At 63.5% G+C, this 12236-nt stretch carries 10 protein-coding genes; 4 read left to right on the top strand and 6 right to left on the bottom strand.

The window, feature by feature from the left end:
- Positions 1–24: 24 nt before the first annotated feature.
- The 6 genes from AT302_RS22770 to AT302_RS22745 all read right to left on the bottom strand — a co-directional run bounded on the left by AT302_RS22770 (position 25) and on the right by AT302_RS22745 (position 8351).
- A complete protein-coding gene (locus AT302_RS22770; protein ID WP_058379876.1) occupies positions 25–306 on the bottom strand; it encodes a hypothetical protein in 282 nt (93 codons plus the stop codon).
- Positions 307–415: 109 nt separating this feature from the next.
- Positions 416–1699 (bottom strand): molybdopterin molybdotransferase MoeA, encoded by a 1284-nt coding sequence (gene moeA / locus AT302_RS22765; protein ID WP_058375962.1) that lies wholly within the window; start codon positions 1697–1699, stop codon positions 416–418.
- A 65-nt stretch (positions 1700–1764) separates the two neighbouring features.
- A complete protein-coding gene (mobA, locus tag AT302_RS22760; RefSeq protein WP_058375961.1) occupies positions 1765–2403 on the bottom strand; it encodes a molybdenum cofactor guanylyltransferase MobA in 639 nt (212 codons plus the stop codon).
- A 10-nt stretch (positions 2404–2413) separates the two neighbouring features.
- The gene (locus AT302_RS22755) at positions 2414–3283 is read right to left on the bottom strand and encodes a hypothetical protein (protein WP_157125855.1); all 870 of its coding nucleotides are present in this window, start codon (positions 3281–3283) and stop codon (positions 2414–2416) included.
- Positions 3284–3449: 166 nt separating this feature from the next.
- Complete coding sequence (moaA, locus tag AT302_RS22750; protein ID WP_058375959.1) at positions 3450–4577, bottom strand: GTP 3',8-cyclase MoaA; 1128 nt, start codon at positions 4575–4577, stop codon at positions 3450–3452.
- Between the two features lie 372 nt (positions 4578–4949).
- Positions 4950–8351 carry an Rne/Rng family ribonuclease gene (locus AT302_RS22745; RefSeq protein WP_058375958.1) on the bottom strand — a complete coding sequence of 1134 codons (3402 nt, stop codon included), beginning with the start codon at positions 8349–8351 and terminating at the stop codon, positions 4950–4952.
- A 612-nt stretch (positions 8352–8963) separates the two neighbouring features.
- Between AT302_RS22745 and AT302_RS22740 the strand changes: the two genes are divergently transcribed.
- The 4 genes from AT302_RS22740 (at position 8964) to AT302_RS22725 (ending at position 12200) form a co-directional block, all read left to right on the top strand.
- Positions 8964–9968, top strand: a complete 1005-nt coding sequence (locus AT302_RS22740) for an RluA family pseudouridine synthase (RefSeq protein ID WP_058375957.1) — start codon at positions 8964–8966, stop codon at positions 9966–9968.
- Positions 9955–10617 (top strand): HAD-IA family hydrolase, encoded by a 663-nt coding sequence (locus tag AT302_RS22735; RefSeq protein ID WP_058375956.1) that lies wholly within the window; start codon positions 9955–9957, stop codon positions 10615–10617. The genes AT302_RS22740 and AT302_RS22735 overlap by 14 nt, the downstream gene beginning before the upstream one ends.
- On the top strand, positions 10614–11048 hold the full coding sequence (locus AT302_RS22730) for a Rieske (2Fe-2S) protein (protein ID WP_058375955.1): 435 nt from the start codon (positions 10614–10616) through the stop codon (positions 11046–11048). Before AT302_RS22735 ends, AT302_RS22730 begins: the two co-directional genes overlap by 4 nt.
- A 96-nt stretch (positions 11049–11144) precedes the next feature.
- Positions 11145–12200, top strand: coding sequence for a S49 family peptidase (locus tag AT302_RS22725; protein ID WP_058375954.1), 1056 nt, complete (start codon positions 11145–11147; stop codon positions 12198–12200).
- The last annotated feature ends 36 nt before the right edge of the window (positions 12201–12236 follow it).

Below are 12236 nucleotides of genomic sequence, written 5' to 3'. Positions count from 1 at the left end.
AGATATTTCGGCGTGCGCAGGACGTTACGCGTCTTCTTCGTCGGGCACGTCGCCGAGCGCGATCTCAATGCCGCCGAAACGCTCGGCCACCCAGTTGTAGGCATGGCAGGCGATCCAGAGCAGCACGAAGCCGAGGATGGCGTTCAGGACCAAGGCGGAAATGAACGCGAGGCCCGGCAGATCGCCATAGCGCAGGAATGCCGCCAGAAACGCGAGCAGCACCAGCGGAATACTGAAGGTGAGGTAGACCAGTACCAGCGCTTTGGCCGTCTGACCGGGACTGATGTAAGTGATCTGTTTGCGGATTGTCATTGCGCGTGTGTGTTTGCAGGTTTGTTGTGTAAAGCAGGCTGTCGAAGTGCAGCCTGCGGGTATTTCGGTGTGTTGTCTTTTGAAAATCGCGTCGACCCGGACCCTAGACCAGCCCGTCGAACACGATCACGTCGACCAGTTCGCCCGCTGCGACGTTGCCGCGCGACGTGTCCAACGTGACGAAGCAGTTTGCTTCGCTCATCGTGCGCAGGATACCGGCGCTTTGCGCATCGGCCACCGTGACCTGCCAGCGGCCCTGTGCATCGGCGGCCAGAATGCCGCGCAGGAATTCGGTACGGCCCGGGCGCTTGGCGATGGCTGTCGTCGTCGGCACGGGCAGGCGCGGCGTGGCCTGCGGCTCGGCACCCATCAGGCTGAAAAGACCGTCGCGTACCAGGTGGTAGAACGACGCCATCACGGCTGCGGGGTTGCCCGGCAGCCCGAAAAGCAGGGCGCGATGACCGTCGCTTTCCAGTTCGCCAAACGCAAACGGGCGGCCCGGGCGCATGGCCATCTTCCAGAAAACGACATTGCCCAGACGCGTCATCATTTCGCGCGTGTAGTCGGCCTCTCCGACGGACACGCCGCCCGAGGTGATCACCGCGTCGGCGTCACGGCAAGCGGTGCGCAACGTGTCTTCAATGGCTTGCGGATCGTCCCGCACTACGCCCAGATCGAGAATTTCAACACCGAGGCGCTGGAGCATGCCGTACAGCGTGTAGCGATTGCTGTCGTAGAGATTGCCCGGCACGAGCGGTTCGCCGACCGAGCGCAGTTCGTCGCCGGTCGAGAAGAATGCGACACGAATACGTCGGCGCACCGGCACTTCGGCGATGCCGAGCGAGGCGAGCAAACCGAGCGCGGCAGGGCGCAGGCGCTTGCCCGCGAGCAATGCCGGTTGACCGGTCGCAAGATCCTCCCCGATATGGCGGACATGGCGGCCCGGCGTGACGGCGTCGGCCGTGAAAGTCACGATCTCCGTGTCGCCTTCGCGTTGCACCTGTTCTTGAGGAATGACGGTGTCGCAACCGGCGGGCAGCAGCGCGCCCGTCATGATGCGCACACACTCGCCCGCGCCTGCAACGCCGTCGAACGGGCGTCCGGCAAACGAGCGTCCGGCCACGCGCAAACGCACCTTGCCGCCCGCAGCCAGCGCGGTGCCGGCGAAGGCGTAGCCATCCATGGCGGCATTTTCGAAAGCGGGAACGTCGAGCGGGGAGATGACATCGCGGCCGAGCACGCGACCCAGTGCGCTGCGTACGGCAATTTGTTCGATAGCGGCGACAGGCTGTGCGGTGCGCGCAATGATCGTGCGCGCCAACTCGACTGTCATGTCGTCAGGGTCGTACGCCGGCAAGCCGGCCAGGGCTTCGTTCAGTGTTGTCATCGGTATGGCGTCGTCATCGGACATCGGGCGATGGCGGCGGGTCGGGCCGCATCTGTGCCCGTCAGTCAGTGCCCGGAATCCCGGGGGGCGCGCGGCGTATCGGTATGGAGCTCATCAAGCGTGTTCACATTGTAAAACGGACGCTCATCGCCGAAGTGAACTTGTACGGCCTTGTGGCGTGCCAGCCACGCTCTTACGCGATGCTCGCCAGCGGCCAGTGTCGCCGTCAGATCGTCGGCCAGCGAGCGATGCAATAACGCGAAAACCGGATGCGGTCCTTCCGAGGTGACGGCGTAGGCCGCGAGGGGGATCGGTGAGGATGCGAAGGTGCCGGGTGCAACCAGCGCGGTGCTAAGGCGGGCCGCCAGATCGTCCGGCAACAACGGTGAGTCGCAAGGCGCTGTCAGCACGTACTCGGTCTTGGCGGCGCGCAGCCCGGCGAGCATGCCGGCCAACGGCCCTGCGAAATCCTGCGTCTCGTCGGAGACGACGTCGGCACCCAGCGCCGCGTATGCCGCGTGATTCCGATTGGCACTGATCAGCAGCGTGCCGACTTGCGGCTGCAATCGCGCAAGCACATGCGCGGCCAACGGCTGTCCGTCGAAAAGTTGCAGCCCTTTGTCCCGTCCGCCCATGCGCTGCCCACGCCCGCCCGCGAGAATCAGGCCGGTAATGGCGTCGCGGGCAATGGGCGGGTTCGGCATGAGTTTTCCGTTATGAGCGGTTGAGTGCGATGACGCGTCCGGTGGCGTCGAACCAGACGGCGCCGTCGCCGAGCATCACCCCTTGGTCGCGCGCAAACATCAGGCGCGGCACGGCGGCGCCGATGGCGCGCACGTAGCTGTCGGTGAAGATTTCGTTGTAACGCGCCAGCAGCGACTTCGGATTGCGCAGAATCAGCGTCTTGCCGCGCATCGACACGCGCACGGGATAACGGATCGATTGGGCAACGACATCGCGTCGATCGTCGAGCACGCCCTTGCGGAACATTCCCGCCGCGCGATTGATCGTCTCGTCGTCGTTGGCACCGGCCGCGCCGTACAGGTGATCGATCTTGCCGGTTTGAATATTAGACATCGCCAGCTCGAACGGCACCGTGCGGCCGTTGCGCAGGTCTTTCCATTGGCCGGAGATCACTTCGCAGCTACCCGAGGCACCGCCGCGCTGGCGGTTGATGTCGTCGTGCGCGGCGAATTCGCCTTCGAACGTGGCACGCGGCATACCACCCGCGTCGAATTCCGTCAGGTGCAGGCGCGATTTGTTCTCGAGCTTGCCGGTGAGCACCGTGTCGCTCTGCGACGAGGCGTTCGCGTAGCGGCCTTCGAGCTTGCCGCCCGACGACGTGCGCAGCACGAGCCGCAGCGGGTTGCGCTCGCCGAGCTGACCGCTATAGGTGAGGAGATGGTTCGCGATCTCGCGCTCTGACGGGTCGCAATCGGCATGGGCCAGCGATGGCATACCTGCCACGCAAAGCATCGCCAGCGTGGCGAGTCCGATGGCCACCGCGCGCAGGCGAAGGCCGCGTGGGCGTGTTGTCGGGTGTGCCGTCGTGCAGACCGGCATTGCGCCCGCACGTTCAGGCAAAGCGAAAGAGTCTCGGGCGCAACTAGCGTCCGGGGCAGCAGCAATCATGAGTTGAGTTCAGGAATTCGGATTCGGGCAGCGTGGCGTGGTGTCTCGGGGTATCTCGTGGTGTCGGGGGCATTCGACGCATGTTGCGCGTCGGGGGCACCACACCCGCTGCCGGTGATCATCCGCCGATATAGGACATTTCCACTTTCGGCGGCGCATCTTCGGGCAAGCCCGTCGCGGCCGTGCGCAAGGCCGAGTAGCGGTCGGTGCGACCTTGCCAGATATCGCCGATGGCGGTCGAAATCTGCGCGTCGCTCGCGCCGTTGCGCAACAGCGTGCGCAGGTCGTAACCCGAACTCGCGAACAGGCACAGGTACAACTTGCCTTCCGTAGACAGACGCGCACGCGAACAAGTGCCGCAAAACGCGCGCGTCACTGACGAAATGACGCCCACTTCGCCGCCACCGTCGCGATATTGCCAGCGCTGGGCGGTTTCGCCGGGATAGTTCGCTTCGAGCGGTTCGACCGGCAAAGCTTCGTTCAGGCGTGCAATCACGTCGGCCGACGGCAGCACTTCGTCCATGCGCCAGCCGTTCGAGGTGCCCACGTCCATGTATTCGATAAAGCGCAGTACAACGCCACTGCCATGGAAATGACGCGCCATGGGCACGATATCGGCGTCATTGGTGCCCCGTTTGACGACCATGTTGACCTTCACTGGCCCCAAGCCGACGTGCTGCGCTTCGGCAATGCCTTCGAGCACATTGACGACCGGGAAGTCGACGTCGTTCATCTGGCGGAAGATCGTGTCGTCCAGGCTGTCCAGACTGACTGTGACACGCGTCAGCCCCGCGTCCTTGAGCGACTGGGCCCGGCGCTTGAGCAACGAGCCGTTGGTCGTGAGCGTGATGTCGAGCGGCTTGCCCGAGGGCGTGCGCAGGCGGGCGAGCATCTCGATGAGACGTTCCAGATGCTTGCGCAGCAGCGGCTCGCCGCCTGTGAGACGCAGCTTTTCCACACCATGTTCGACGAACAGACGGGCAGCACGCTCGATTTCTTCGAAGGAAAGCAGGGAGGATTGCGGCAGGAAGGTGTAGTCCTTGTCGAACACGTCCTTCGGCATGCAATACACACAGCGGAAGTTGCAACGATCGGTCACCGAAATCCGCAGATCGTGCAGCGGCCTGGCCAGCGCATCTTGAAGATGGCCGCTGGCTGCGCGCACTTGTGCAGGGATCTGCGGCGTATGCGTCGCATATCGCGCGTCAGTGCGCAGATCGGTGAGTCGGATAATCGTTTCGGTCATGGTGGGGCCTTGGCTTGCGTCTCCATTCTAGCGAATTGGCATGTTCGCCGCCGAAACCGGGAAATTGGACGGAAAAACCGTCGCGCCGGTGTCCGGGCAGCAACCAGTTCGATGCGGGACATCAAGCCAGTGTCAGGCATCACGATACGGGCAGTGCGGCGCACGCACAAGTCGGGACAACACGAGGGCGTCCCGATATTCGCGTGAGTCACTGCGGCGCTCTGTCGCTGTGTCGCTGTGTTGGTGGGTGTCACCAATGGAAAAGGGGGCCGAAGCCCCCTTTTTGGCGTCACGGCAGTTGCCTGACTTTGCTCGATATTGCCTCGGTTGCCCGAGGCTGCATCGACCGCGTCAGGACAACGTCATGCCATCTCAGGCACCGTGATCCGACGACGTCTGTGTTTCCACTTGCTCCATCGGGCCGGTGTTGACCGGTGCAGCCGTACGACGCTGACGTTGCACGCGCGGTGCCGGTGCGGCTTGCGCCGCGGCTTCCTTGGCTGCGCGATGCTTGTCGGCATCGGTGTGAACCCAGACCAGACCCACGCTCTGGAGCGTGCTTTCCAACGCACCTTGCTCCACAACCGGCGTCACGCTGACCGACACGGGCTTCTGCGTCACGACTTCCGTGACCGCAGCGGCCGCTTCCGGTTGTGCCGGGACGGCCGGTGCCACGTAGGCAGGCGCTTGCGTGGCGGCTTCCACCGGCTTGGCGGTTTCTACCGGGGCCACTTGCACCGGCGCGCTGGCGCTGGCGGCCGTTGCGGCGATTTCGGTCAGGGCTTCGGCCGGTACCGTCGGCTGTGCCGGGGCCGGCGTTGCTGCCGGCAGCGGCGTGCTGACCGGCGGCACGATCGGTGCGGCAGCTTCCACGGCGGGCAGCGGCGCAACGTTCACGGGCACGACAGCAGCAGCCGGTGCGACCGGTTCCGTCACGACTTGCACCGGCACTTCCGGCGTTGCCACCGGGGCGGCTTCGCTCACCGTTGCGACGGCAACCACCGGCGCTGCGGGGGCGACCGGGGCCGCTTGGGTTTGCACCTGCTCCAGCGTCGGCGTTGCGACGGCGGGCTTGGTTTCAACCGGTTGGAACGTCTGAGCGGGTGCCTGCGCAGGTTCGGTGTGAACCTGTGCGGCAGCAACCGTGGCGGCGGTAGCGGCGGCCGCTACGACTGCCGGTGCAACGGCTTGCGGTGCCACATGCTCAGCGCGTTCTTCCGTCAACGCCGGCGCCGCAGCGTATTCCGACGCTGCGCTGCCTGCATGATCAGCGTTACCCGCATTACCGGCGTTTTCCGCGCCTTCGCCTTGCTCGCCGTCAGCATGCAGTTGCTGCTCACCGGCTTCGCGCTCGCGACGGCCACCACGACGACCGCGACGACGGCTGCGGCGACGCTCTTCGTTCGCCTGTTCGCTCTCGTCACCGGCCACGCCTTGGGCGCCTTCGGCTTGCGCACCTTGTGCGGCCAAACGGTCGTGCTGATCGTACTCGGCGTCTTCACCGGCGCTCAGCGGGGCAGCCACTTGCGCCGCGCGTTGCGGTGCAGCCGCTTGTTGACCCTCGGCACCTTCGGTCTGACGGCGGTTACGATCGCGGCGATTGCCACGTTCGCGGCCTTCACGCGGTTCGCGACCGTCTTCGGCGCGCACTTCCTGCGCCGGTTGACGTTGTGCATCGTCGCGCTCGCGCTTGTCGCGGCCTTCCTGACGTTCGTTGCGTTCGTTACGATCGCCACGCTCATTGCGGTCATTACGTTCGGTGCGCTCATTGCGCTCCGTGCGGTCGCCGCGTTCGTTGCGCTCATTACGATCGGCACGTTGCTCGTTACGGTCCGTGCGCTCGGCACGTTCCGGACGCGCAGCGCGGCCTTCGCGTGCCGGTTGGCCTGCGTTGTCCTTGCCGGTCTTGTTCTCGTCACGGGCGTTGCCGCGGCGATTACGGTTTTGCTGATGCGGACGATCATGACGCTCGCGCGGCGGACGGGCTGCTGGCTTGGCCGGCGCTTCGTCCTTCACCGGTGCCGGTGCGGCAGGCTCAAGGCCCAGCAGACGCTTCACGAAACCGATGAAACCACCGCTGCGCACCGGGGCTGCCGGGGCAGGGGTTGCGGCGACCGGTTCCGGGCGCGGCTGCGCTGCCGGGGCCGGCTGCTCGGGCGTGATGCCCTTGACGGCGGCTTCCTGACGCGGACGCACGTCTTCCTTCTTCTTGCTGTAACCGGCCGGATCGTCTTCCGATGCGCGGGCGGCTTCCTCGGCCAGCGCGTAGCTTGCCTTGGGCGTGTCCAGACGCGGGTCGTCGAAGCGCAGGCGCTCCAGCTTGTAATGCGGCGTCTCGAGGTGCTTGTTCGGGATCAGCAGCACGCCAACCTTGAAGCGCGCTTCGATCTTGTTGATTTCCTGACGCTTTTCATTGAGCAGGAAGGCGGCGACTTCGACCGGCACCTGGCAGTGAATTGCTGCCGTGTGCTCCTTCATCGCTTCTTCCTGGATGATGCGCAGGACTTGTAGTGCCGACGATTCGGCATCGCGGATGTGGCCGGTGCCATTGCAACGCGGGCAGGTCACGTGCGTGCCTTCCGAGAGCGACGGGCGCAGGCGCTGACGCGAGAGTTCCATCAGGCCGAAACGCGAAATCTTGCCCATCTGGACGCGGGCACGATCGTGCTTGAGCGCATCCTTCACACGTTGTTCGACTTCACGCTGGCTCTTGGCCGACTCCATGTCGATGAAGTCGATCACGATCAGGCCGCCGAGGTCACGCAGACGCAACTGGCGTGCGACTTCGTCGGCAGCTTCCAGGTTGGTGCGCAGGGCGGTTTCTTCGATGTCCGCACCCTTGGTGGCGCGCGCCGAGTTCACGTCGATCGACACCAGTGCTTCGGTGTGGTCGATCACGATGGCGCCGCCCGAGGGCAGCGGCACCTGACGCGAGTAAGCCGTTTCGATCTGGTGTTCGATCTGGAAACGCGAGAACAGGGGCACGTCGTCGCGGTACTGCTTCACGCGATTGAGATGGTCGGGCATGACCACCTGCATGAAGTTGCGGGCCTGTTCGGAAATTTCTTCCGTATCGATGAGAATTTCACCGATATCCGGTTGGAAATAGTCACGGATGGCGCGGATGACCAGGCTCGATTCGAGATAGATCAGCGCCGAGTCGCGCGGCAGTTCGATGTTGTTGGCGGCGCCTTCGACGGCGTGCCACAGTTGCAGCAGGTAGTTCAGGTCCCACTGGAGCTCTTCGGCCGAGCGACCGATACCGGCCGTGCGGGCGATGATGCTCATGCCTTCGGGCAGTTCGAGCTGCCCCATCGTTTCGCGCAGTTCCTGACGATCTTCACCCTCGATGCGGCGCGACACGCCACCGCCACGGGGGTTGTTCGGCATCAGCACGAGGTAACGGCCGGCCAGCGAGATGAACGTGGTCAGGGCTGCGCCCTTGTTACCGCGCTCTTCCTTTTCCACCTGAACGATGAGTTCCTGACCTTCGGACAGGGCATCCTGAATGCGCGCATTGCGCACATCGGCGCCGTCGCGGAAGTACGCGCGTGCGACTTCCTTGAACGGCAGGAAGCCGTGGCGGCCTTCGCCGTAGTTGACGAAGCAGGCTTCGAGGGAGGGTTCGATACGGGTGATGACACCCTTGTAGATGTTGCCTTTACGCTGTTCGCGTCCGGCCGTCTCGATATCGATGTCGATGAGTTTTTGCCCATCGACAATGGCCACGCGCAGTTCTTCCTGCTGCGTGGCGTTGAACAACATGCGTTTCATGAAAACGACTCCCACCCGCCGCTAATGCGAATGCGCAGAGCGTCGGGCACGTATCACTCGAGTTATCCAACACGCGAGGTTCGAGCCGGAGGTGGAAGAATTGCCGGGGAGGTCCGGGCGATGAGGCCCACGGACGCAAAGGCGCCTGCGAATACGCTAACGCGCTCGCCCGGAACCGCCGAAGTGCCATATAACGCCGGCACAGCGCGGATTACTTCGGGTTTGCAGTCCGTAACACGAGAAACTTCATCAGCATTTTCTCGGGGCGCCTGCCGACACTTATTCTTATTGTGGCGGCGCCTCAATCTCGACTTTTGCGCGAACGATATTCACAAAGCGATCAGCCTGAAAGAATGGACTCCAGTCTGACCGCCAAAAAATTCTATAACCACCAACTCTATCCGCGTCATGCGCGCTGCGACCGAAGCGGCCTATGGGCCAGACTTCCTGCCGACGCTGCGTGACGTGCGTGCGCTCGCTGCTCCAGGGTCACCGGACGAGCAGCCTGCCCGGGGTGCAAGTAAAATACCGTTTTGGGGTATGCACCAGCAGAGGTGTGGATTTGGCACGATTCCCGCTACCGCCACCTCTGTCGGACAAATTATATTCATAATGAATGAGTTAGGCAAAAGTCGGCACAAAATGGTTGCGCCGGCACCCGCACCACAGGTGCGTTTGGTCGAAGTCGATGACGGCTCGGCCGGTCAGCGGATCGATAATTTCCTCCTGCGTGAGTGCAAAGGGGTACCGAAAAGTCACGTTTATCGGATTCTTCGCAGCGGCGAAGTCCGCGTAAACAAAGGGCGAGTAGACGCAGCCTATCGACTTGTCCTGGGCGATATCATCCGAATTCCCCCGGTCCGCGTGGCCGCCGGTTCCAACGAGCCGCAGACCCACGTTCCCGCCGCCACTTTCCCCGTCCTGTTCGAAGACGACTACCTGCTGGCCATCAATAAACCGTCCGGTGTGGCCGTGCACGGTGGCAGCGGCGTGTCGTTTGGGGTGATCGAGCAATTGCGCCGGGCCATGCCGCAACTGAAGTTTCTCGAGCTGGTGCACCGCCTCGACCGGGATACGTCGGGCATTCTGCTGCTCGCCAAGAAGCGCGCCGCGCTGGTCGGCATGCACGAGCAGATTCGCCACAACCGGATGGACAAGCGTTATCTGGCGTGTGTCACCGGCGAATGGCGCGACAAGCTGCGGGCAGTCAAGGCGCCGCTATATAAGTACGTCACGTCCGAAGGGGAGCGGCGCGTCCGCGTGCAGGAAGACGGTCAGCAGTCGCACACCGTATTTCGCATGATGGAATCATTTCCGCCATATACCTTGCTGGAAGCGGAACTGAAAACGGGACGAACCCATCAGATACGCGTTCATCTGGCACACTGCGGCACGCCGATCGTGGGCGACGACAAGTACGGCGACTTTACGCTGAACAAGAATCTCGCCCGTCCCGGCGCCAAGCCCGGTATCAAACGCATGTTCCTGCACGCCTGGCGGTTGAAGTTCACGCATCCCGTGCTCGATACGCCGATTGCACTGGAAGCCGCGTTACCGCCAGAATGTGAGCAATTCCTGAATCAACTTCGAGGCGCTCCCGCCGATGCCAAGCCCTGAGTTCGACCTGGTCGTTTTCGACTGGGACGGGACGTTGATGGATTCGACGCCCACTATTACCCGCTGTATCCAAGCGGCTTGCCGCGATCTTGGGTTGCCTGTGCCGACGGACGAACTGGCCAGCCATGTCATCGGTCTGGGGCTGCGTGATGCCTTGCAAATGGCGGTTCCGACGCTCGATCCTGCGCACTATCCGCGACTTTCCGAGCGCTATCGCTTTCATTATTTGATAGGTGATAAGGCCACCGTGTTGTTTCCGGGTGTGCGCGAATTGCTGGAGGAGCTGCGCTCGCGCGGTCGATTCCTGGCGGTGGCGACCGGGAAGTCGCGCGTTGGCCTGAACCGCGCGCTGGAATCGGCGGGCCTGATGCGCACGTTCGACGCGACACGTTGCGCGGATGAGACATTCTCGAAGCCCCATCCGGCCATGCTTCAGGAACTCACCCGTGAGCTTGGGCAGGATTTGCGCCGCACCGTCATGATCGGCGACACCACGCATGACTTGCAGATGGCGCACAGCGCCGGCGCGGCGAGCGTGGCGGTGGCTTATGGCGGCGCGCATCCGCGTGATCAGCTTGAGGCGCTCGCGCCCGCATTTTGTGCGGGCAGTGTGGCGGAACTGCGCGAGTGGCTGCTGGAGCGCGTGTGAGCGAAGCCGCCGCACCCCAATCGATCTGTGCCGGTACCGCGCTGGTGGACGGCGGGCTTGGCGTGCGTTTCGAGGTGCTGGTCGGCGGACATCGCACGCCAGCCTTCGTGATTCGCTACGACGGGCAGGTGTATGGCTACCTCAATCAATGCGCCCATGTGCCCATGGAGCTGGACTGGTCGGAGGGGCAGTTCTTCGAGACGTCCGGCTTATACTTGATCTGCGCTACGCATGGCGCGACGTACGAGCCCAATACCGGGCATTGCGTTGGCGGCCCGTGCCGTGGCGGCGCATTGCAGCCGGTGCGGGTCGAGGAGCAGTCGACCAAGGCTGACGGGGCATCGTCGGATGGCGCTGCTGCCGGGACGACGGTCGTGTGGTGGCCGGATGCCTATATACAAGTGCCCGATGCGCCTGCATCGACCGCGTGAAGTGATCTGCGAATGACCAAAGCGATCTGAATGCGACCTGAGCGCGACAACAGTCGAACTTCTACCGCCTTTTCCTAAAGCTTTTCTGGACAACGTATGGCCGACGCCCTCCCGCCCGATTCGCCCCGCACCGAACCCGGTTTTCCGCCGCCCGGCGGGCGTCCACCATCTGGGGGTAGCGGGAGCCCGCGTGACCCTCGCGAAGTGAAGCCGTGGGAGCGCGAGATGCTCGAAAAGGTGCTGATGGCCGGCATCAAGGAGCAACGCGCTGCTCGCCGCTGGAAAATCTTCTTCCGTCTGCTGATGCTGGCGATCGTTGCGCTCGTCGTCTGGTCGATTTTCGATATCGACGGGAGCAGCAGCACGTCATCGGGTGGTGGCTCAGGAAAGCACACGGCACTCGTGACGCTGAGCGGCGAAATTGCCCCGGATGGTCAGGCCAGTGCTGAAAAGATCAACTCGGCACTCGAATCGGCGTTCGAGGATTCCTCGGCTGCGGGGGTGATCCTGCGGATCAACAGCCCGGGCGGCAGTCCGGTGCAGGCCGGCATGATCTATGACGATATCGCCCGTTTGCGCGCGAAATATCCGAAGAAGCCGTTGTACGTCGTGGTCGAGGAGATTTGTGCGTCCGGCGGCTATTACGTGGCGGCGGCTGCCGACAAGATCTACGTCGATAAGGCGAGCATCGTCGGGTCCATCGGCGTGTTGATGGACGGTTTCGGTTTCACGGGGCTCATGGACAAGCTCGGCGTCGAGCGGCGTCTGCTGACGGCGGGCCGCAACAAGGGCTTCCTCGATCCGTTCTCGCCGCAGACCGATCAGCAGAAGACGTACGCGCTCGACATGCTTGAGCAGGTGCATCAGCAGTTCATCGGTGCGGTCAAGAAGGGGCGTGGCGATCGTCTGAAGGACGACCCGGATCTGTTCAGCGGACTGTTCTGGACGGGGCAGCGTGCTATTGAATTGGGGCTGGCTGACGGTACGGGCACGGTGGATTCAGTTGCTCGCGACGTGCTGAAAGCCCCCGATCTGGTCGACTACACCGTTAAGGAAAACCTGCCCGAGCGCATGGCACGCCGATTCGGGGCGGCGGTTGGCACGGCGGCCATGAAGACGATGATGATGGGCTCGTCGCTGTCGTTGAAGTAACTGGCGTTACGCGACGAGTACCCGCTCGCAGGCGGT

The sequence above is a fragment of the Pandoraea norimbergensis genome (assembly GCF_001465545.3).
Classification (GTDB): domain Bacteria; phylum Pseudomonadota; class Gammaproteobacteria; order Burkholderiales; family Burkholderiaceae; genus Pandoraea; species Pandoraea norimbergensis.
Note: the sequence above shows the minus strand (reverse complement) of the source record. Positions and strands in the feature narration are given on the sequence as shown.